Below are 19,585 nucleotides of genomic sequence, written 5' to 3' on the forward strand. Positions count from 1 at the left end.
CGCAGCACGACAGCGCGACCGGCTATGCTTCTTGGCCGGGGACGCCCATTCGCCCAAGCAACTTGAACCCCGTACCCTGGCCATCGACGTCATACCGCGGTGTTGTCCGGCCGATCTGGCGCAGCCGGCTCTACCAGTTTGACAAGGGAAGCCAACGCTGTGTGCAGGCTCGTCAGGGCTGGCAGGGTCAAGGATCGAAACCGGATGGCGCAATTGGCAGAGGAGCCGGCGCAGCCAGCAAGCCCACGACTGAAATCGTGACGCCCGAGATCATGTCAGATAAAATCGACAGAAAGCGACAATTGATTAGCGCTTGGTGCTCCTAAGTCTGGATAGCGTGAACTTAAGAGAAGGGCACATGCATTCCACTTGCACAAACAGGAGTCTCTAAAATTCCATGCACCCATTCCAAGAAAATCTACAGATATGGTTCTCTAGGAAATTTCCTGACCGTGCGCAGAATCAATGCTTTGACATCCCTCTTGTGCTGTCAAGTGATATAGGACTGGTCCGCAAAGAAAATCAAGATCGGGTAGCGGCTATCTACACTGGGAAAAAGTCCATCAATCCTCTATTTGCAGTAGCGGTTGCAGATGGAATGGGAGGTATGCGAGATGGAGGGCTCTGCTCCACTTTGTCCCTATCGAGTTTTTTTTATGCCCTGGTTCATTATCGCAACCTGAGCATTCATGACAGGGCGATGGAAGCAATAAGGCATGCCAACGAGGAAGTATTTGAAATCTATAGTGGAAATGGAGGGTCAACACTGACCGCCGTTTTGATAGATTCTTATGGGAAGCAACTTTTCGTACATTTGGGCGATACAAGAATTTACACGTTCGGCTTTAATGAAAAGGTAGAGCGGCACACCACTGATGATTCTCTAGCAGAAGCTGTTGGTGGCAGCGGCCGAGAGCTTCTCCAGTTTGTTGGAATGGGTGAGTCCATGCAGCCCAAAATAGCAGACCTTCCCAGCAATAAAACGTTTTGTGCAATCACTACAGACGGCATCCATAGCATTGAAGAAAAGACTTTAAGTAGAATTCTAGAAAACTCATCGGACATAAAGCAGGCGTCAGATAGATTGATTGCCCTGTCTAGATGGTGTGGCGGCCACGATAACTCCACATCCGCAGTATTTAACATAAGCAAAGTCACAGAGTCGCTAGCTTTTTATGAAGGTAGTGGTATTCGACTCTGGGATGCTGATGGAGACTTAACCACGCTATGGTTGCGCGAAGAAGATCAAGCATTTAATCATAGGCAAGGCCGACAACCCGAGAGTTCTGGTGACATTAATAATGATCTGCCGGACAAAGCGCCCCTCGGCAACGTCGTAGCTACAGAAGAGAAGCCCAAGAGACAGAGGTCTTCCACAAAGAGGCCCAGGAAAAAAAAGCGAGAAGATGCATATCCTGAAAATATCGAGCTAGACATCGAAATAGGAAATCCTGGCGAACAAGGAGATGTCGATGCTGATAGCAAATAGATACAAGTCTCTCAACACATCTGACAGAGGGGGCATGGGGGAAGTCTTGTTTTGCGAGGATCTTCATTTGCAACGCCAGGTTGTTCTGAAGTATCTCCAACCAGGAGTTGAGGCAAGAAGACTTCTGGACGAGCAAAAATCCCTCGCGAAACTAAGATCAAAACATGTAGTTCAGCTCTATGACATAGTGAACATTCAAGGCAATGGAGTCCAATATCCAGCCATCGTCCTTGAGTTCATTGATGGAGAAACCCTTGAGGCTGGAGGATTCTCGGCCAACCATGAATATTTAAATGTAATTTGGCAGATATCTTGCGGCCTAACCGACATACATTCTGGAGGGATCATCCATCGAGATATTAAGCCAGGAAACATTAAAATAGACAGTGAGGGTGTCGTAAAAATTCTTGATTTTGGTCTATCAAGAAATAACGCTAACGCAGAGACTCGAAGCATCATTGGAACTCCCATATTCATGGCTCCGGAACTATGGGGGGATCAAACAATAGCGTTTGACTCGTCTATAGACGTTTACGCATTTGGCGTGACTTGTCTCGCCTTGTTGACGCCCAACGCACCTCCCAGCTTGCGCAATCGCCCCCCAAATCAACCCTCGTTGGGCGAGTTCTCTGCCCTCTTTGCAGGTATTCCAAGCGAAATTTCCGGGGTACTGTACAGTTGCCTTTCTGCTAATAGCGCTGACAGGCCTACCATGCAAGAGATTCAGGATCTTCTGGCAAAGCAGCTACTTAAGAACAAACATCGTGCCACAGTTGTCCTGAATGGCGTCGTCCATACTTTGGACTCAAAAAATCGAAAGATTGCACTAAATGCAAACGTTGGGAGCCTCACAATAGAATATGATGGCTTGGACTTTAATGTCACAAGCGTTTCGGGTGATGTATATATCAACAATACGTCAGCCACTTCAGGAAGAGTAGTTCCAGGGTGCTGTGTTCTCACTTTCGGAAACGGCGGCAACCGAAAATTTGTGACTTTTGATGTATCGAACCCAGAGGTAATGCCATGAATACAGGGGATATTATTTCTGGACGCTATAGGATAGAGCGCCATGTAGGCCGGGGCGGCATGCAAGATGTGTATTTAGCATACGACCTTCTACTCGAAGGGCATGTGGCACTGAAGACTCCCCAGCCGGGGCAGCCTGATAAGCGATTTAGCAAGAGCGCAAAAATATCTGCCAGAGTCAATCACTATAATGTGGCAAAGACGCTCGACTACCTTGAGTTAGATGGCAATCTATTTCTCATAGAAGAGTATGTCGATGGTGAAAACCTTGATACAAGATTAAGATCATTTGGCGCGATTGATCCACATCTGGCTGCCAGAATTTTCTTGCACATTTCAAAAGGAGTTGCTGCCTCGCATCACGCAGGCGTTGTGCATCGTGATCTGAAACCGAGCAATATCATTGTTGAGCATGGCGTTAATCTTCATGAATTAAAGATTACAGATTTTGGAATTGCGACCTTAACAGAGGAGGTTTTTGAGGAGGCAGCTCGCGAGGGAGATATCACAAGATCAACTTCCGGAACTATTCGTGGGGCGCTGCCTTATATGGCTCCCGAGATGATGTTTAGACAGGCAGGAGAGCATCCTGGAAAATCAGTTGATATATGGTCGCTTGGCGCATTGATGTTTCAGATATTAACTGGAAAGGTTCCTTTCGGAGTTTATCTGCAAGCCGCGGTTAATGTGCAAAATCGGAATAGAGAGCCTTGGCCAACGTTCATGACGGTCAACCCTCAATACAAGAATTTAGCGGAACAACTGCAATCTATTGTCGAGAAATGCCTCCAGTACGACATTGCTGATCGCCCCACAGCGGACGAACTGGTCGAGGAAATTTCTGATCTGTGTTTTATTGGCGTTGACCGAAAAGTCGGGGCGGTCTCCAACCTTATACAAAATGGCTATAGCGGATTTATTGATGGTGATGACGAAGTAACTACCTTCTTTAGCATGGAAAGTGTTTACGGAACGCGGCGCCCAGCGGTGCCCGGCAATAGGGTTTGTTATTCGAGCTTCCCTGGATCTCCACGTGATCGCGGTCATCCAGTTATCGTCATTGACTGACAAATTCCTGCCTCAAAACGCAGTTTAAGCATATGGTGCTGGGATTATCAGGATAGAGGTTTCTGTAAACATTATTCGCCATTAAATTGCCAGTTCTTTTTAAATCTGTGCTCGCCGGGTCGCCTACTGCAATCCCTCCCTCAGCAAGACACGCGGCGGCAGAGTCGTGATGTACTCGGCGACATGGATGCCGGACTTGTCTAACTCCAGCAATTCAACCTGGTCCGACTTTTTGCCTGTGCAGAGAATGATTCTCAGCGGCGAGGCTTCTTCTGGCCTCCTTTCGTGCCTGTCAAGCCAGCGAAGGTAGAGTTCCATCTGGTCCTTGTAAGCAGCTTTGAATTCTTCGACTGTTGTGGCCTTTACGTTCTCATGTCCAATTACTGCACAGTGTCCGTCAGAAAGGGAAACAGGCCGTACCGACCGTGATGTGGATTCTTGCCGAACATGAGTGATTGTTCGCGCTTCCTGATTGTCTCCGGTGGGTCAGTGTTCTCGACCACGATGGCTTGTGTGTCGATGGGCAGCGCTTCCAGGTAAGCGTAGAACTGTTCCTGAAGGTCGGTTCCGGTCAAGTCGTCTTCGGTTCCATCGGGTTCTCGATATGCTAGCAAGGGAGAATCGAGAACGACGAATCCAGTGTGTGGCGTCTGCCGCGAGCGACAGAAAGCCAGCAGTCCGAGAGTGAAAGCAGCATGCGTGATGGCACGTAGCCCCTTGCCAAAGGCACTACGCGACTTTCCTGCAATAACTAGGTCGCGCGTTTTGGAATCAAAGTACACGTCCCCAGCCTCGGGAAAATGCCAACCGGCCAGGATTCCCTCAACAGTCTTGGCAAAGCTGTGGGTCACGGTGGTGGGAATGTCTGCGTTGGCAAGCGCACCGGCCTTGTCGTCCTCGGCACCCTTCTCAAGATCAGCACGGCGGCGCTCCATGTCTTGCACGGTGGCGTAGAGTCCCAGCGCCTCGCGTACCTCGGCGCGTTTGTCAGCGAAATCGGAATAGGACTTGCGAAGACTCGAAAGCTTCGGCGCGATCAATTCTTCAACTGCCTCGGAAATTGATCCCAGCTCCTGGACAACGGCAGGCATCCTACGGTCGAAACGGGAACCCTCATGCTCAAGGCTCTGAATGGTCGCCGCGAGTTCGGCGCGCAAAACCCCGATCTTGGCGATTTCCTTCTGAGCCGCTTGAACAACAGCATCAATGTCTCCATTGCATTCAGCATCGGCGCGATGAGATTCGGGAGCTGCACCGCAGAGGGGACAATGCCCGGAACCAAGCACATTGAATAGCGTTCCACCTTCTTCGATGGCACGCAGCCGTTCGATGTCGGATGCGTAGTGCTTGTCGAGAAGGCTAAACCGCTCAAGCATCGATCCGACCTCGGCGCGCCGCTCGCGGCCTTCCTCAAGTTTCTTGCGCAGTTCACGCCGTTTCCCAGCGGCTTCCTGGAACTCTGCTTCGGTAGTATTTACTTGGGCTGTCTGTTGGCGCAGCGATGCGTCAATCTTCTCTAGCTGCTCCTCCAATTCCTTCGGACTTTTGGTCAGCTCCTTAAGTCGCTCGCGGTAGTCGCCAAGAAGCTGATCAAGAAGATGCAGCTGCGCCTCACGCGAAAGTTCTTCCGGCTCACCCTTTGCACTGGCAACCAACGCTGAGTCGTCTGCCCCGGTTAAAAGTAACTTGAATGTTGCAAGGTTAGGCGTGTTAGCGGTGGGGTTGCCATCAAAAAGTGGGGAGCTTTGTTGCGTGATTTCCGTCTCATTAACGATCATTAGACGTGCGATGTTGCGAAAGCTCAGACTATTGGTTTCGTTCCGGGAATTCCTACGGACCCGCTTGCCACCAAGTCCGCATAGGCCTAGCAAGAAAGAAGATAGGTTGGTGTCGTTTCTCTCGCTATGCTTGTCATCGAGCTGCTTGTACGGAACATCAGTTGCAGGTGGCGTCTCATGCGTGTCGTCATAAAGACGGAAACCGCCGCCGTCTATGCTGCGCCAAAGCGTGAAAGCCCTTCCATCAAGTGTCTCAATACCCAGAAGAACGAGGTCATAACCGACACGCTCCGGGATGTCGCGCAAAGGCGGCTTGCCTCCGAGCATGAAGTCGATGGCTTCAACAATGAACGATTTCCCGGTATTCGATGCACCGTAGAGAACGTTCAATCCGGGACCGAAGGTGACGCTTGAGGGCTGCTTCTGAGGGCCGAAGAAGCCTAGGAAGCGCAAACGGAATCCGGGAATTTCTACCGTCATACCTCGCCCCCCAGGCTCCGCTCAACTTGCTGAAACTCTTCAACCCACTTATCGAAGAACCGGCGCATAACACCTTTGAATTGTTCGTCCGTGAGATCGCCAAGGGTTTCGATAAGCCAGGCAGCTCGGTCCTTCAAAGCCAGCAAGTAGCTAGATGAAACTGATGTTAGGAATGTGGCGGCACTTTCGCCTGCGCCATACTTGATGCCATCGGCCGTGATTTCGCGCTGCACGAGATCACGGGTCATCATCAAAAGTAGAGATTTCTCCACCAGTTTGCGCCTCACGAGCATTTCAGTCGAATGCATCGGCGTCGGTGGGTGCAAGTTGTCCGGGCCATCAATATCGCCTGTATGGACAAGAAGATAATCCAGGGCAACAAGCCGCTGAAGATCGTAGGTTTTCGGATATGCGGCGCCGAGAATCGAGACGGCACGGATGCCGGCCTCTAGTGGGCCATTGAAGGTGATCGGCTTACGTTCTTGGCTCATTGTCGTGTCCACCGAATGCGCTCCTCGTTCACGAGTTGGTGGCAGATTCCATCGCGGTCCTTGGGCTTCGTACAAGTGATAAGGGCATTCGCTGTGATTTGCATGTCACGAGCCGCTTTGGTAACAGCGCAAACCTTTTCGTAGCCGTCGGCATGGGTCGCGTCGTGAGTGTCGATAACACCATCGTGAATGTCGTTCAGCAAAGACTCGAAGGTGCCAGGCGGCACGCTGTCACGCGCAAAGACGCGCAGCGACTCTGCCTCATAGAATGCTTCGCGCTGCCGGCGGAAGTGCTCCTTGAGCTTTGGCACAGACAAGGCCGAAGGTTCGGTCACGTTCGTCCCTGTGTGCTCGCCGTATGCGACGAGCAACTGTGTCACATAGCGACTCTCGGCGACAGCGACCTCTTGGGGCGGCTTTTCGGAGGCAGGCCGCATTGGCAGGCCACCACCAAAGCGAGCAACATGAACCGGCGTGGTGCGATGATCGCCAACAAGCTGAAGTGCGGTCTTGGCGTCAAAGATAGAGAAGTCAAAGGCGTCCACATAGGCGCGGAGCTTCGCGTCGAGAAGCACCTCTTTCGTGCTTGTGATCGCGTCTTTCACGTGTTTATCCCAATTCGCAATTAGTTCCTCGCGCAGCTTTTCGGCATTCGAGAACAGGCGACTGAGCGACGTGCCAGAACCACGTGGTGAAACAAAGTAGTAGCGGCGGGGAACCGTGTATTCACCGCTGTACGAGTGCCAGATGACCTTGCCAAACTCAGCCCAGACATCACTAGGCCTGATGGCATGGCCATAATGCTTGCACTGGTAGTTGTCCCACACACCCTGGAGGCGTTCATCATCAACGAACCCGGCAACGTCGATACCCATGTCGCCGGCACCCGAAAAACGTTGGACATGCTTGTAGTTTGCCGTGAGGCAGTAATAGGCCCACTCCTCAACGAATACTTCCCATTCGTCCGGCGAATAAGTCAACAGCCTTTGCTGCGGCGGAATGACCGGGCCATTCGCGACCTGCGCAGCCGTGACGGCAGTTGCGGGGCTAGACGGCTTGTTGATGTCCTTCCAGTTCGCTGTCATGTCCGCACCTTATACTTGGCCATCATAAGGGCTGAAATACGGATTCTTGTGTATCTGCGCCGCCTAGACTTTCTTCGAAAAGAACTCTGCAAGATCATCCTGTTTCTCAAGCAAACGCACGATCTCTTGAAGCGTCGAGAGAACCAAGACCTTATGTTGTAAAAACTCACGAACGGTATGGATGGCCGGCTCTGTGTAGTCACTGGCGGAAATGAAGATACCTCGGACCTCGGCGCGCGACATGAGGCGGACGAGATGCTCCGAAATCTCTGGCTTGCCCACCGGATTTCGGTACCACTTCATTTCAACGAAGTAGAGCACGCCACCAAGCTCGATCACTCCATCGATCTGTTCAACAATCCCCTCCCCAGCGTTGCCCACTAGGTGGAAGGCTTTGTGGATAAGAACGCCATAGGCCTGAAAGAGATCGTTGAGCGCGGTCTCCAGCATCTTGCCGCGTTCCTGCGCTGTCGTCGAAGCGCCAAAAAGTGCGTACAAGCCCTGCTTGGCAGTCTCGATTCTGGAATCGCGCTGCCGCTTTTCGGTGGCAATCCGTTGCGTTTCGGCGAGGCGCGCCTGCCGCTCTTCCTCGCGGGCGTTGTTCATGCGTGTGAAGGCGTCCTTTTGGTTGACGACTTCACGAATGCTCGCGACGAGCCCCTTAGCCTTTAGCTGGTCGCTGGGCCAGCACGAGTCGAAGCTTGCAAATTCCACAACACGGCGCAGTACCTCACGCCGTTGGCGAAGAGCGGATTCACCCTTCGCATTGAGGCGTTCAAGCACCGTACGAACCATTTCGTACTTGTTGACATCCTTCGGCGCCGCCTTCAAGCGAGTGGCAATATCGGATGTCACAGTTTCAGTCACGCCTGCGCCGCGAAAAAACACAAGAACATCCGACTTCGAGCGATTGAGCAACGGCACGACATCCACCAGGAGGTTGAATAGCTCCGGCGGATAGTGGAATGTGATGTCTGCCGATTTATCGGTCATGCCACACGCCCTCCCAGGCATGCTCATCAACGCGAGAGAAGGCTTTGTTCTTTTCCGTCATGAGTCCTTTCCTACGCAGTTTTTCGCTCGCTTGACGGTCTTATGGCCTCGAATGGCCGGCGCAGTAGGGAGCAATTTGATAGATTGTCCCAACTCAGCCTCTGCAAGCTCCAGGTCACAGTGCGACTGTAAGTTCATCCAGAACTGCGGTGACTCCCCGAACCAGTGAGCAAGCCGCAGCGCCGAGTCGCCAGTGACCCCGCGCTTGCCATTGATGATCTGAGTGATCCTGTTGGCAGGGACACCGAGCTGACGCGCCAACTCAGTCGGCGATACACCAATGACTTCAAGCCGTTCGGCGAGAACCTCGCCCGGATGATGCGCTGCCGTGGTCATATTGCGCCCCAGAATGAAGAGCCCCTCACCCCAATGCCTTGGTCGGTATCAAGCCGACTAATTGACGATGTACGTCAATCGTACATTACTTTTGCTTACGTGGTGGGCATTGGAAGCGGGCGGCACGCGCACCCGAGCAAGCCGGATGGCGTGGAGGATTGGAACCGAATCGCCGTGTTCGGCAAAAGAAGCGGGCGGTACTAGGGTTCGAATGCGGCGCGCCGCTAAGCTCAAATGTTGCAGTCAGTTCTTCTTGCGCTGCTCGATCTGCAACTGCGCCCGCCGAGTCGCTTGGTGCAGCCGATCCACCAGTACGGCGCGCGGCGGCAAGGTAGTCAGGTATTCGGCAACGTGGATGCCGGATTTGTCCAGTTCCAGCAGTTCTATCTGTTCGGACTTCTTGCCAGTGCAGAGGATAATCCCCAGCGGCAGGGCCTCCTCCGGCTCCCGTTCGTGCTTGTCGAGCCAGCGCAAGTACAGCTCCATCTGCCCTTTGTAGGCTGCCTTGAACTCGCCAACCTTTAACTCCATCGCCACCAGCCGGCGCAGCTTGCGGTTGTAGAACAGTAGATCGAGGTGGAAATCCTCGTTGTCAATCTGGATGCGCTTCTGCCTCGCGACGAAGGTGAAGCCTGCGCCGAGCTCCAGCAAGAAGGATTCCATTTCCCGGATGATCGCCGCTTCCAGGTCGCCTTCCTGCCAGGTGTCTCTCAAGCCCAGGAAGTCGAGGATGTACGGGTCGCGCATGACGAGGGCCGGCGACATGCGCTGCGCATCGCGCAGGGTCGCTAATTCCTGCGCGATCGTTTCGTCCGGCTTTTGGGACAGCGCCGTACGCTCGTACAGCATCGAGTCGATGCGCTCGCGCAGCGTGCGCACGCTCCAGCGTTCGGCGCTAGCCATTTGTGCGTAGTAGTCCCGCCGGAGCGGGTCTTTCAACGGGATCAGGGCGATGAAATGCGTCCAGCTCAATTGTCGTATCAGTGATACGACAATCTGCTCGTTGGGGAAGGTAGCGGCAAACTGCACCATGCGGCGCAGGTTCTTGACCGCGAAGCTGCTGCCGTACTCCTTCACCAACTGCGCCGCCAGGGTCAACACGACTTCCTCGCCGTAGCTGGCCCGCTGCCCCTCCAAGACCTGCGTATGGATGCGCTGGCCGATACGCCAGTAGAGCATCGTCAGCTCGCTATTCACCGCCGAGGCGGCGCGCTGTCGCGCCGCCTCGATCAGTGCCCGGATGTCGCCTATCAGCGCCGTCGGCGCTGCGGACGAAGGAATGGATGACTTGTGCCTGTTCATGCCACGGCCTCCTTGGGCTGTCGCGCGCCCGTGATCGCCTGGCGCCGGCTCGCCACCAGCTCGGCCGCATCGCGCACCGGCTTGTCCTCGGTGTGGACGTAGTGCATGAACATCGCCACGGTCTTATGCCCCGTCAGCTTCATGCCTACCTTGGTCGGCACGCCCGAATTGGCAATGTCGGTCGTCGAGCGGTGGCGGATGCCGTGCGTGCCGACGTGCGGAACGCCGGTGCCCTTGAGCACCCGGCACCAGCCGCCGTAGTGCTCGCCAAAGGTCAGGTGCTTGGTCGGGTCGTTGGGCGATGGCAGGACATAGGGGCAGCCTTCACGGCGCGGTGCCGTCGAAAACAGCCGGTAGGCTTCCGCGCTCATAGGCTTTGAAAGGCCGCCGGTCTTGCTATCGGGCCAGACCACGCGCCGTTTCTCCAGATCGACCCAATCCCATTCGAGCGTGCAGATTTCGGAGCGACGGCCGGCGAACTCGAATTGCAGGCGGATCGCCAGCGGAATGACGTAGTTCTCCAGTCCTTCCGCCTCCAGCTTCTCCAAATGGCGGAAGATCAGCGCTAGCTCGTCGTCCACGATGAGTCGGGTTTCCTCGCCGGGCGGGTACATCGGGACGTGGCGGCACGGGTTCGTGCCGTCCGGGCGGTAGCCCCACACTTCGGCCAGGTTGAACATCTTGCGCAGCACGCCGAAGGCGTTGTTCGCCTCGGCGGGTTTGTAGGCCAGCTTCTCCATCAACCCGGCAATGTCAGGCCGCTTCACGTCCTGCACCTTCTTGCGGCCCAGCAGCGGGACGATGCAGCGGTCGATGACGGCCTGATAGCCGCGCTGCGTGCTGGGCTTGTTGCGCTTCTTGGAGTAGTCCTCCATGAACTTCTTGCACAGCGCTTCGACCGTTGGCGCCTTGCGCGCCTCGGCCTTGGCACCGCCAGGGTCGCCGCCCCGGCGAACCTCGGCCAGCCAGTCCTGCGCCATGAAGCGGGCCTGCTCCACGGTCAGTTCCCCGAACAGGCCCAGCGAAGGCTTGCGAGGCTGCCCGGAGTTCGTGCGGTACTGGAGCATGAACACCCGGCGGCCCTTCGGGGTAATCTTGCACAGGAAGCCGGGCACCACGGTATCCCGTAGTTCGATGTCTTTGGCCTGGGGTTGCGCCGACTCTACGGCGGTCTTGGTGAGCTTGATCTTAGCCATGATGACTCCTTGGAACGACCCGAATTCCAAGAGCCAGATAGGAGCGGCGCGAGGGAAAACCGGGTCAAGTTTCAGAAAGCACCGGCATATGATGGACGCGCGTAAGTTCTTGATAAACCTGCTGTATCGAGCTACGGCGCAGTCCAGCGAAGTACCGGGCTGGAGTCATCGTCAAACAAAAAACCGGCTTTCGCCGGTTCTTCTGCAACACTTTGATTTATATGGTGGGCGGTACAGGGATCGAACCTGTGACCCTTGCCGTGTGAAGGCAATGCTCTACCGCTGAGCTAACCGCCCGTGTTGCGAGCCGCTCATTATAGGGGGCTGAGCGAGCACGTCAACATCTTTCTTCACACGATTTCACATCGTCTGCGTCGGCTTGTCCGAGCTGGATGTGCCGGCCAGCAGGGTCTCGATCTTGTTGCGGATGGCCTCGCCGTCGGCGCCGTCGGCCAGCTGCACGCCGATGCCGGCCTGGCGGTTGCCCTGCGCGCCCAGCGGGGTGACCCAGACCACCTTGCCGGCCACCGGCAGGCGCTCGCTGGAGTCCGGCAGGGTCAGCAGCAGGAACACCTCGTCGCCGAGGAAGTAACGCTTGGGCGTGGGCACGAAGACGCCACCGTTCTTCACGAACGGCATGTAGGCGCCGTACAGCGCTGCCTTGTCCTTTACCGCCAGCGAAAGGATGCCCTGGCGGGCGTTCGTCGCACTCATCGAATAGTCCCCTTGGATTGCACTTGGTTGGCCGCGCCCCATGCCAGCAGCAGCTCCACCACGGCCAGGTCGGCGCGGATGGTGGTGCGCAGCAGGTCGCGGGTGCGATTGGCGGCATCAAACCAGGCGGCCAGCTTGTTCAATCGGGCCGGATCGGTCAAGCCGTCGGCCGCTTTCTTCAGTGCCAGGTCGGCGGCATGCCGCAGGCGCAGGTCGGCGTTGTCGTCGCCGGTCCAGCGTTGGGCCAGCTCGACGCTGCCCAGTTTGCCGGCCAGCAGCTGGTCCAGCTCGCTGGCGACCTGGCGGCGCAGGGCCATGCCCTCGCCTTGCAGCCACTGGTCGGCAAGCGCCGGGTGACCACGGGCGGCGTCCAGCGCTTCACGTGCCACGCCTTCGGTGTAACCACGCGCCTGCAGCCAGGCCATGGCTTCCTCACGCGGCGGCATGCGGAACTCCAGTCGCTGGCAACGGCTGCGGATGGTCTGCGGCAGGCGCGCCGGGTCGGCGCTGAGCAGCCACAGGTAGCGGCCTGGCGAGGGCTCTTCCAGCGTCTTCAGCAAGGCATTGCAGGCAGAGCGGTTGATGGCATCGGCGGGATCGACGATGACCACCTGGGCGACGCCGTAATGCGGGGTCAGCGCCAGCTTCTGCGAGATCTCACGCACCTGGTCGATGACGATCTCGGTGCGCAGCTTGTCGCCGGTCTTGTTGGGGATAAAGCTGGTGAACTGCAGGTCCGGGTGGGTGCCGGCGGCGATCAACTGGGCGTTGCGCTGGCGTGCCGCCGCGTCCTCCCCGTGGTTGAGCACATGCGCGGCCAGCCGCATCGCCACCGCACGCTTGCCCATGCCGGCCGGGCCGCACAGCAACAAGCCATGGCCGAGCCGCCCCACGTCCAGTGCGGCCACGGTCTGGTCATAGACGCGCTGCTGCCAAGGGGCCAGTGCTTCGCTCATCGGGACATCCTGTACATCAGTCGGGTCATGCCGCTCATTGCGCCGTGGCCTCGCTGCGCTTGGCGCGCAGGCGCTTCAGGTACTCGGCCACGGCGCTGTTGTGATCGGTGTAGGACGCGGAGAACACGTGCGCACCACTGCCATCGCCGACGGCCACGAAGTACAGCGCATCGCCCGGTGCCGGCTTGGCGGCAGCATGCAGCGCGTCGCGGCCCGGCATGGCGATCGGCGTCGGCGTGAGGCCGGCGCGGGTATAGGTGTTGTACGGCGTGTCGGTGGTCAGGTGCACCTTGCGGATATTGCCGTCGTAGGCGCTGCCGATGCCGTAGATCACGGTCGGGTCGGTCTGCAGGCGCATGCCCATCTTCAGGCGGCGCGCAAACACACCGGCAATCTGCGGACGTTCGCTGGCCAGGCCGGTTTCCTTCTCGATGATCGAGGCCAGGATCAGCAGCTCGTAGGGCGATTTCAGCGGCAGGTCGTCGCTGCGCTCGGCCCAGGCGGCGGCCAGCTCCTTCTCCATCGCCGCGTGGGCGCGCTTGAGCACGTCCACGTCGCTGTCGCCGCGCTGGTAGATATAGGTTTCCGGCAGGAAGCGGCCTTCCGGATGCTGGTCGGCGAAGCCGATCTTGGCCATCAGCTCGGCGTCGGAAAGATCGGTGGTTTCATGCTGCAGCGGCTGTGCGCGCGCCAAGGCGGCACGCAGCTGGCGGATGTTCCAGCCCTCGACGATGGTGACGCGGTATTGCAGCACCTTGCCTTGGCGCATGTTCAACAGCAGCTGGCGCGGCGTGAGCGCGGGGTCGAGTGCGTACTCGCCGATCTTCAGCTTGCCGGCAGCGTCGAGCTGGCGGGCCAGCAGCTGCCATTGCAGGTCGTCGCCTTCATCGACGCCGGCCGCGCGCAGCTTGCGGAGCACGCTGTTGAGCGAATCACCGGAAGCGATGCTGACGCTCTGCTCGGACGGGGTCAGCGGCGCATCGGCAAAGCTGCCCTGCCGCTGCCACAACCAGGCCGCACCTGCGCCTGCCAAGGCGACCAGCAGCAACAACACCGCCAGCACCAACAGACATCCGCGCTTGGCACCCGCCATGGTCACCCCATCTTCAAATAGTGGATGCGCAGGATACCGCGCTGGCGGCAACGCCAGCCAAAACGGCGTTCATCATTGTGGATCGAGCGCACGCAACAGCCCGCGCGCCTTGGCCCGGGTTTCGTCCAGTTCCTTGTCGGCCACCGAATCCACCACGATGCCGGCGCCGGTGCGAAAGCTGGCGGTGCTGCCCTGCACTTCCGCGGTGCGGATCAGGATGTTCAGGTCCATGTCGCCATCGCGGTTCAGCCAGCCGAAGGCACCGGTATAGGCACCACGGGCGGTCTGTTCCAGCTCGGCGATGATCTCCATGCAGCGCACCTTGGGGCAGCCGGTGATGGTGCCGCCGGGGAACGTGGCGGCAATCACTTCGCCCGGGGTCACGTCCGGGCGCAGGCGTGCGCGCACGTTGCTGACGATGTGATGCACATGGGCGTAGCTCTCCACGATCATCAGCTCATCGACCTCGACGCTGCCGGGCGCAGCGATGCGGCCCAGGTCGTTGCGCTCCAGGTCGATCAGCATCACGTGCTCGGCGCGTTCCTTGGGATGGCCGACCAGTTCCTGGATGCGCGCGGCATCGTCGTCGCCAGCGAAGCGCGGGCGGGTGCCGGCGATCGGGCGGGTCTGCACCACATCGCCGCTGACCGAGACCAAGCGCTCCGGCGAGGAGCTGACCACGGCGCGGCCGGCGGCCGTGAACAGGCCAGCGAAGGGTGCGGGGTTGGCGGTGCGCAGGCGCGCGTACAGCGCTTCGGGCGCAAGCGGCGCGTCGAACTGGGCCTGCCAGCGGCGTGACAGGTTCACCTGGAAGACGTCGCCGGCATGCAAGTAGTCGATGACCTTGTGCACGCCATCGGTGAAACGCTCGCCTGCGTCTTCGTTGATGGCGCTGGGGCCGTTCCACTGCGGCAAGGGGGGCAGCTGTGCGGCTTCGGTTTGATCGTGCTGGAGCTGGCTGAGCAGGTCTGCGGCGTCGTCTTCGGCGATGGCGATGCAGCGGCCGCTGTCGCGCTCGCGCAGTACTGCTGCCGGGCAGCGCAATGCGATTGCGGTTGGCAGGCCGTCCGAGCGCTGTGGCAGCTGCAGAATCGGTTCGACTTGTTGTGCGAGTTCGTAGTCGAGCAGCACGGCCCAGCCGCCACGGAACGGGATGTCCGCTTCCATCGGGTTGCGGGCTTGGCGCAGGGATTGCCAGTCGCGATCGAGTGCGGAGAGGAAGTCGCCTTCGACTTGGACGCCGTCTTCGCGCTGCAGGCTGCCGTCGGGGTTGAGCAGGAGTTGGCTGCCGTTGGCGATCAGCAGCATGTCCCACTGGCCGAGCTTGCCGGCAGCAGTGGATTCAAGCAGGACCGGATAGCGATGCGGTGCGAGCCGATGCAGCGCCAGCAGGTCGGTGTCGGCGTGCAGGGGGAGGATGTGCATCGTGGGCCCAAAATGTCAGAAATGCAGGCTGTTCCCTTCTCCCGCCTGCGGGAGAAGGTGCCCGAAGGGCGGATGAGGGGAGCTTTTAAAGCTATTAAAGCTTTTGGAGCTTTAAAGCTGCCCTCACCCCAACCCCTCTCCCGCTTGCGGGAGAGGGGCTTTGAGCAAAGCGTTGAGCAAAGCTACAGCCCAAAGCTTCAAGCAAAGCAACAAGCAGCAGCTTCAAGCAAAGCGACGAGCGGGAGCTTCAAGCCAAGCTACAAGCACAAGCTTCAAGCAACAGCTTCGAGCAAAGCGACGAACAGGAGCTTCAAGCAGAAAAACGGGCAGGAGCTTCAAGCATCGCTCCAAAACCGCGTTAGATCCGCTTGAACACCAGCGTGCCGTTGGTGCCACCGAAGCCGAAGCCGTTCGACATCACCACGTCCACGTCAGCCTTGCGGGCCACGTTCGGTACGTAGTCCAGGTCGCAGCCTTCGCTCGGGTTTTCCAGGTTGATCGTCGGCGGGATGATGCCGGTATTCAGCGCCATCACCGAGAAGATCGCTTCCACGCCGCCCGCCGCACCCAGCAGGTGGCCGGTCATCGACTTGGTCGAGCTGACCAGCATCTTGTAGGCGTGCGCGCCGAAGGCGGTCTTCATCGCCATGGTCTCGCCCAGGTCGCCCAGCGGCGTGGAGGTGCCGTGTGCGTTGAGGTAGCCCACCTGCTCCGGGGTGACGCCTGCGTCCTTCATGGCCGCGACCATGCAGCGGGCGGCGCCTTCGCCGTTCTCGCTCGGTGCGGTCATGTGGTACGCGTCGGAGCTTGCGCCGAAGCCGGCCAGCTCGCAGTAGATCTTGGCGCCGCGCGCCTTGGCGTGCTCGTACTCTTCCAGGATCAGGATGCCTGCGCCGTCGCCCAGCACGAAGCCGTCACGGCCCTGGTCCCACGGACGCGAGGCCTTGGTCGGGTCGTCGTTGCGGGTGGACATGGCCTTCATCGCGCAGAAGCCGCCCAGCGCGGTCGGCGAGGAGCCACGCTCGGCGCCACCGGCGACCATCACGTCAGCATCGCCGTACTGGATCATGCGCATCGCCGTACCGATGGAATGGTTGGACGTGGCGCAGGCGGAAACGGCCGAGAACGACGGACCCTTCAGCCCGGCGATGATGCTCAGCTGGCCCGGCAGCATGTTGATGATGGTCTTGGGCACGTAGAACGGCGAGATCTTCTTGCCTTCGTGGAACTCGATGGTCTGCTCTTCGATGCCGAGCAGGCCGCCGATGCCGGCACCGACGATGGCGCCAATGCGCTCAGCGTTGGCATCGGTGATTTCCAGGCCGGAGTCGTGCAGCGCCATGAAGGCGGCACCCAGGCCGTAATGGATGAACGGGTCCATCTTCTTGGCATCCTTGCCACTGACCCGATACTTGCCGAACAAGGGGTTGTCGGCGGTGATGTCGAAATCCCTGACCTCACCTGCAATCTTGGTGGTGAAGCGCTCCAGGTAGCCATCAATGACATTCGTCAGCGGGCCAATGCCCGAGCGGCCATTGATGATGCCATCCCAACTGCTGGCCAGATCATTGCCCAGCGGCGACACCATGCCCATGCCGGTAACAACTACGCGACGACTCATTGCGGATTCTCCTGGCCCCGCACGCGGGGAGATTGAAGCTTAAAAGCACAGGGCCGCATCAGCGGCCCCATGGGTTTGCAACGCGGAAGACATGCTTGCCAACCGCGCCTTGTCAGACCTGGATCAGGCCTTGACGTGTGCCTTGACGTAGTCGATGGCAGCCTGGACGGTGCCGATCTTCTCAGCTTCTTCGTCCGGGATTTCGCACTCGAACTCTTCTTCCAGCGCCATCACCAGCTCGACGGTGTCCAGCGAGTCTGCGCCCAGGTCATCGACGAACGATGCGCTGGTGGTGACTTCTTCTTCCTTGACGCCAAGCTGCTCAACAACAATCTTCTTGACGCGTTCTTCGATGGTGCTCATTAGGATATCGCTCCAGATGGAGTAGTGGTTCAAAAGACGCCAGCCCCCAGGGCTGGCCGTGGGATAGTGTAGTGGAAACCGTCGCGGCAGTGTTTCCGAACAAAAAAGCCGCGACAATCAACCACTTGGGTGCATTCCCTGCACACCACGCTTACGGCATGTACAAACCGCCGTTCACGTGAAGGGTTTCGCCGGTGATGTAACTGGCCGACGGACCGGCCAGGAACGCCACCGCCTTGGCGATGTCTGCGGGCTCGCCGAGGCGGCCCAGCGCGACCTGGCCGAGCATCGCCGCCTTGGCGTCCTCGGGCAGATCCTTGGTCATGTCGGTGTCGATGAAGCCCGGCGCGACCACGTTGACGGTCACGCCACGGCTGCCGATTTCCTTGGCCAGCGACTTGGAGAAAGCAATGATGCCAGCCTTGGCGGCGGCATAGTTGGCCTGGCCGGCGTTGCCGGTGACACCGATGACCGAAGCGATGTTGATGATGCGGCCCTTGCGCGCCTTCATCATGCCGCGCATCACCGCCTTGGAGGTGCGGTAAACGCTGGTCAGGTTGGTGTCGAGGATGGCCTGCCAGTCCTCGTCCTTCATGCGCATCAACAGGTTGTCGCGGGTGATGCCGGCATTGTTGACCAGGATGCTGATGGCACCGAATTCCTTGCTCACCGCGTCGATCAGCGCATCCACCGCGCCTGGCTCGGTCACGTTCAGGGCGCGGCCGTGGCCGCCCTGTGCCGCAAGACGCGTACCGATGGCGGCGGCGCCGGATTCGGTGGTGGCGGTGCCGATGACGGTCGCGCCCAGCGCGGCCAGTTCGTCGGCAATGGCAGCACCGATACCGCGGCTTGCGCCGGTGACCAGCGCGATTTCACCCTGCAATGGCTTGCTCATTTCTGTTCCTTGTTTGCATGGCACCGCGCACGCGCAGCGCCCATGATGACCGGGCGCAGGTTGCGCCCGCGCCGCAATCGGTTGCTCAGTTTGCCCACTCTTCCAGCGCGCCGGCAAAGTCTGCCGGGGTGGCGAGCGGACGCCCTTCGATGTTCTTGTCGATGCGCTTGACCAGGCCGGTCAGCACCTTGCCCGGGCCGCATTCGGCCACGCGGGCGATACCGCGCGCGGCCAGTGCCTGCACGCAACCGGTCCACTGCACCGGCTGGTACAGCTGCTGCACCAGCGCCTGACGGATGGCGTCCACGCCGTCATGCACCTGTGCGTCCACGTTCTGCACCACCGGCAAGGCCGGCAGCTGCCATGCCAAGCCGTTCATCACAGCTTCCAGACGATTGGCGGCTTCGCGCATCAGCGGCGTGTGCGACGGCACGCTGACGGCCAGCTTCACCGCCTTGCGCACGCCCTTCTCGGCCAACAGTGCCAAGGCGCGGTCTACTGCAGCAGCGTCGCCGCCGATCACGATCTGACCCGGCGAATTGAAATTGGCCGGGACGACGACCTGGCTGCCAGCAGCCTCGGCGCAGACGTCCAGCACCAGTGCGTCTTCAGCGCCGAGTACAGCGGCCATCGCGCCAACGCCGGTCGGGGCGGCGTCCTGCATCAGCTGACCGCGCAGGCGCACCAGATGTGCGCCGTCGTGCAGCGTCAGCGCGCCAGCGGCGACCAATGCGGTGTATTCGCCAAGGCTGTGACCAGCCAGAACCGCCGGCTTTGCGCCGCTCTGTGCATTCCACAGACGCCATACCGCGATGCTGGCGGCCAGCAGCGCCGGCTGGGTGAATTCGGTGCGATTGAGCTGCTCTTCCGGGCCGCCCTGCGACAAGGCCCACAGATCGACGTCCGCGCCTTCGGAGGCCTCGGCAAAGGTTTCACGGATCTGCGGATGCAATTCAGCCAGTTCGGCCAACATCCCAATGGATTGCGAGCCCTGGCCGGGGAATACGAAAGCGAGTCGGGAGTCAGTCACGCGGTCTTCTGCTGCTTCAATCGAAGGCCGGAATAATAAGCGCGAAAGCGCCCGCCCGTCTGTACTGGCGCGTATGCACCACGTGGCCCTGTAGTTGGGGGGGGGGGGGGGGGGGGGGGGGGGGGGGGGGGGGCGGACGCGCGAGCCCGCGGCGCGCGCGGGGGGGGGGGGGGGGGGGCGG

Annotated in this window: 20 protein-coding genes and 1 tRNA gene; 4 read left to right on the forward strand and 17 right to left on the reverse strand. The window is 59.0% G+C overall.

The window, feature by feature from the left end; translation table 11 throughout:
* The first annotated feature begins 397 nt into the window (after positions 1–397).
* Genes ACVOLS_RS11970 through ACVOLS_RS11980 form a run of 3 tightly spaced genes read left to right on the forward strand, consistent with a single transcriptional unit; the run spans position 398 to position 3,586 of the window.
* On the forward strand, positions 398–1,489 hold the full coding sequence (locus tag ACVOLS_RS11970) for a PP2C family protein-serine/threonine phosphatase (protein WP_169708472.1): 1,092 nt from the start codon (positions 398–400) through the stop codon (positions 1,487–1,489).
* Entirely contained in the window at positions 1,473–2,519 is a 1,047-nt protein-coding gene (locus ACVOLS_RS11975; protein ID WP_037022134.1) for a serine/threonine protein kinase, read from the forward strand. Before ACVOLS_RS11970 ends, ACVOLS_RS11975 begins: the two co-directional genes overlap by 17 nt.
* Entirely contained in the window at positions 2,516–3,586 is a 1,071-nt protein-coding gene (locus tag ACVOLS_RS11980; protein ID WP_081672341.1) for a serine/threonine-protein kinase, read from the forward strand. The genes ACVOLS_RS11975 and ACVOLS_RS11980 overlap by 4 nt, the downstream gene beginning before the upstream one ends.
* A gap of 123 nt (positions 3,587–3,709) precedes the next feature.
* Here the strand turns inward: ACVOLS_RS11980 and ACVOLS_RS11985 are convergent, their stop codons facing one another.
* The 13 genes from ACVOLS_RS11985 to ACVOLS_RS12045 all read right to left on the reverse strand — a co-directional run bounded on the left by ACVOLS_RS11985 (position 3,710) and on the right by ACVOLS_RS12045 (position 15,495).
* Complete coding sequence (locus ACVOLS_RS11985; RefSeq protein ID WP_434785084.1) at positions 3,710–4,042, reverse strand: PDDEXK nuclease domain-containing protein; 333 nt, start codon at positions 4,040–4,042, stop codon at positions 3,710–3,712.
* Entirely contained in the window at positions 3,967–5,844 is a 1,878-nt protein-coding gene (locus ACVOLS_RS11990) for an AAA family ATPase (protein WP_021221513.1), read from the reverse strand. The genes ACVOLS_RS11985 and ACVOLS_RS11990 overlap by 76 nt, the downstream gene beginning before the upstream one ends.
* A complete protein-coding gene (locus ACVOLS_RS11995; protein WP_021221512.1) occupies positions 5,841–6,335 on the reverse strand; it encodes an ABC-three component system middle component 2 in 495 nt (164 codons plus the stop codon). The genes ACVOLS_RS11990 and ACVOLS_RS11995 overlap by 4 nt, the downstream gene beginning before the upstream one ends.
* Entirely contained in the window at positions 6,332–7,420 is a 1,089-nt protein-coding gene (locus ACVOLS_RS12000; protein ID WP_021221511.1) for an ABC-three component system protein, read from the reverse strand. Before ACVOLS_RS12000 ends, ACVOLS_RS11995 begins: the two co-directional genes overlap by 4 nt.
* 63 nt (positions 7,421–7,483) lie before the next feature.
* On the reverse strand, positions 7,484–8,413 hold the full coding sequence (locus ACVOLS_RS12005) for a restriction endonuclease (RefSeq protein ID WP_481545762.1): 930 nt from the start codon (positions 8,411–8,413) through the stop codon (positions 7,484–7,486).
* A gap of 57 nt (positions 8,414–8,470) precedes the next feature.
* Positions 8,471–8,809: a HigA family addiction module antitoxin gene (locus ACVOLS_RS12010; RefSeq protein WP_081672339.1), complete on the reverse strand. Its 339-nt coding sequence runs from the start codon at positions 8,807–8,809 to the stop codon at positions 8,471–8,473.
* Positions 8,810–9,052: 243 nt separating this feature from the next.
* Positions 9,053–10,111, reverse strand: coding sequence for a PDDEXK nuclease domain-containing protein (locus ACVOLS_RS12015; protein ID WP_021221509.1), 1,059 nt, complete (start codon positions 10,109–10,111; stop codon positions 9,053–9,055).
* Positions 10,108–11,307 (reverse strand): tyrosine-type recombinase/integrase, encoded by a 1,200-nt coding sequence (locus ACVOLS_RS12020; protein WP_021221508.1) that lies wholly within the window; start codon positions 11,305–11,307, stop codon positions 10,108–10,110. The genes ACVOLS_RS12015 and ACVOLS_RS12020 overlap by 4 nt, the downstream gene beginning before the upstream one ends.
* 222 nt (positions 11,308–11,529) lie before the next feature.
* Positions 11,530–11,604 (reverse strand) — tRNA-Val (locus ACVOLS_RS12025).
* Between the two features lie 63 nt (positions 11,605–11,667).
* Positions 11,668–12,021 (reverse strand): PilZ domain-containing protein, encoded by a 354-nt coding sequence (locus ACVOLS_RS12030; protein ID WP_282268537.1) that lies wholly within the window; start codon positions 12,019–12,021, stop codon positions 11,668–11,670.
* A complete protein-coding gene (locus ACVOLS_RS12035) occupies positions 12,018–12,977 on the reverse strand; it encodes a DNA polymerase III subunit delta' (RefSeq protein ID WP_481545763.1) in 960 nt (319 codons plus the stop codon). The genes ACVOLS_RS12030 and ACVOLS_RS12035 overlap by 4 nt, the downstream gene beginning before the upstream one ends.
* A 34-nt stretch (positions 12,978–13,011) precedes the next feature.
* A complete protein-coding gene (mltG, locus tag ACVOLS_RS12040; RefSeq protein WP_481545764.1) occupies positions 13,012–14,070 on the reverse strand; it encodes an endolytic transglycosylase MltG in 1,059 nt (352 codons plus the stop codon).
* Between the two features lie 72 nt (positions 14,071–14,142).
* On the reverse strand, positions 14,143–15,495 hold the full coding sequence (locus ACVOLS_RS12045) for an aminodeoxychorismate synthase component I (protein WP_481545765.1): 1,353 nt from the start codon (positions 15,493–15,495) through the stop codon (positions 14,143–14,145).
* A gap of 12 nt (positions 15,496–15,507) precedes the next feature.
* Here ACVOLS_RS12045 and ACVOLS_RS12050 point away from each other — a divergent pair, with 12 nt between their 5' ends.
* A complete protein-coding gene (locus ACVOLS_RS12050) occupies positions 15,508–15,867 on the forward strand; it encodes a hypothetical protein (protein WP_481545766.1) in 360 nt (119 codons plus the stop codon).
* Here ACVOLS_RS12050 and fabF read toward each other — a convergent pair.
* From fabF to fabD, 4 genes are all read right to left on the reverse strand, one after another.
* Complete coding sequence (gene fabF, locus ACVOLS_RS12055; RefSeq protein WP_481545767.1) at positions 15,854–17,116, reverse strand: beta-ketoacyl-ACP synthase II; 1,263 nt, start codon at positions 17,114–17,116, stop codon at positions 15,854–15,856. The genes ACVOLS_RS12050 and fabF overlap by 14 nt on opposite strands.
* Before the next feature lie 123 nt (positions 17,117–17,239).
* A complete protein-coding gene (gene acpP, locus ACVOLS_RS12060) occupies positions 17,240–17,479 on the reverse strand; it encodes an acyl carrier protein (RefSeq protein WP_054659808.1) in 240 nt (79 codons plus the stop codon).
* A gap of 151 nt (positions 17,480–17,630) precedes the next feature.
* On the reverse strand, positions 17,631–18,374 hold the full coding sequence (gene fabG, locus ACVOLS_RS12065) for a 3-oxoacyl-ACP reductase FabG (RefSeq protein ID WP_481545768.1): 744 nt from the start codon (positions 18,372–18,374) through the stop codon (positions 17,631–17,633).
* Positions 18,375–18,459: 85 nt separating this feature from the next.
* Entirely contained in the window at positions 18,460–19,404 is a 945-nt protein-coding gene (gene fabD / locus ACVOLS_RS12070; protein WP_481545769.1) for an ACP S-malonyltransferase, read from the reverse strand.
* Between the last annotated feature and the right edge of the window lie 181 nt (positions 19,405–19,585).

The organism is Stenotrophomonas sp. STEN038 (genome assembly GCF_056759895.1).

What these genes read in the sequence shown, in the direction of transcription:
- ACVOLS_RS11970 (WP_169708472.1), top strand. Translation starts at nt 398, where the DNA reads ATGCACCCATTCCAAGAAAATCTACAGATATGGTTCTCTAGGAAATTT.
- ACVOLS_RS11975 (WP_037022134.1), top strand. Translation starts at nt 1,473, where the DNA reads ATGCTGATAGCAAATAGATACAAGTCTCTCAACACATCTGACAGAGGG.
- ACVOLS_RS11980 (WP_081672341.1), top strand. Translation starts at nt 2,516, where the DNA reads ATGAATACAGGGGATATTATTTCTGGACGCTATAGGATAGAGCGCCAT.
- ACVOLS_RS11990 (WP_021221513.1), bottom strand. Translation starts at nt 5,844, where the DNA reads ATGACGGTAGAAATTCCCGGATTCCGTTTGCGCTTCCTAGGCTTCTTC.
- ACVOLS_RS11995 (WP_021221512.1), bottom strand. Translation starts at nt 6,335, where the DNA reads ATGAGCCAAGAACGTAAGCCGATCACCTTCAATGGCCCACTAGAGGCC.
- ACVOLS_RS12000 (WP_021221511.1), bottom strand. Translation starts at nt 7,420, where the DNA reads ATGACAGCGAACTGGAAGGACATCAACAAGCCGTCTAGCCCCGCAACT.
- ACVOLS_RS12005 (WP_481545762.1), bottom strand. Translation starts at nt 8,413, where the DNA reads ATGACCGATAAATCGGCAGACATCACATTCCACTATCCGCCGGAGCTA.
- ACVOLS_RS12010 (WP_081672339.1), bottom strand. Translation starts at nt 8,809, where the DNA reads ATGACCACGGCAGCGCATCATCCGGGCGAGGTTCTCGCCGAACGGCTT.
- ACVOLS_RS12015 (WP_021221509.1), bottom strand. Translation starts at nt 10,111, where the DNA reads ATGAACAGGCACAAGTCATCCATTCCTTCGTCCGCAGCGCCGACGGCG.
- ACVOLS_RS12020 (WP_021221508.1), bottom strand. Translation starts at nt 11,307, where the DNA reads ATGGCTAAGATCAAGCTCACCAAGACCGCCGTAGAGTCGGCGCAACCC.
- ACVOLS_RS12030 (WP_282268537.1), bottom strand. Translation starts at nt 12,021, where the DNA reads ATGAGTGCGACGAACGCCCGCCAGGGCATCCTTTCGCTGGCGGTAAAG.
- ACVOLS_RS12035 (WP_481545763.1), bottom strand. Translation starts at nt 12,977, where the DNA reads ATGAGCGAAGCACTGGCCCCTTGGCAGCAGCGCGTCTATGACCAGACC.
- mltG (WP_481545764.1), bottom strand. Translation starts at nt 14,070, where the DNA reads ATGGCGGGTGCCAAGCGCGGATGTCTGTTGGTGCTGGCGGTGTTGTTG.
- ACVOLS_RS12045 (WP_481545765.1), bottom strand. Translation starts at nt 15,495, where the DNA reads ATGCACATCCTCCCCCTGCACGCCGACACCGACCTGCTGGCGCTGCAT.
- ACVOLS_RS12050 (WP_481545766.1), top strand. Translation starts at nt 15,508, where the DNA reads ATGTCAGAAATGCAGGCTGTTCCCTTCTCCCGCCTGCGGGAGAAGGTG.
- fabF (WP_481545767.1), bottom strand. Translation starts at nt 17,116, where the DNA reads ATGAGTCGTCGCGTAGTTGTTACCGGCATGGGCATGGTGTCGCCGCTG.
- acpP (WP_054659808.1), bottom strand. Translation starts at nt 17,479, where the DNA reads ATGAGCACCATCGAAGAACGCGTCAAGAAGATTGTTGTTGAGCAGCTT.
- fabG (WP_481545768.1), bottom strand. Translation starts at nt 18,374, where the DNA reads ATGAGCAAGCCATTGCAGGGTGAAATCGCGCTGGTCACCGGCGCAAGC.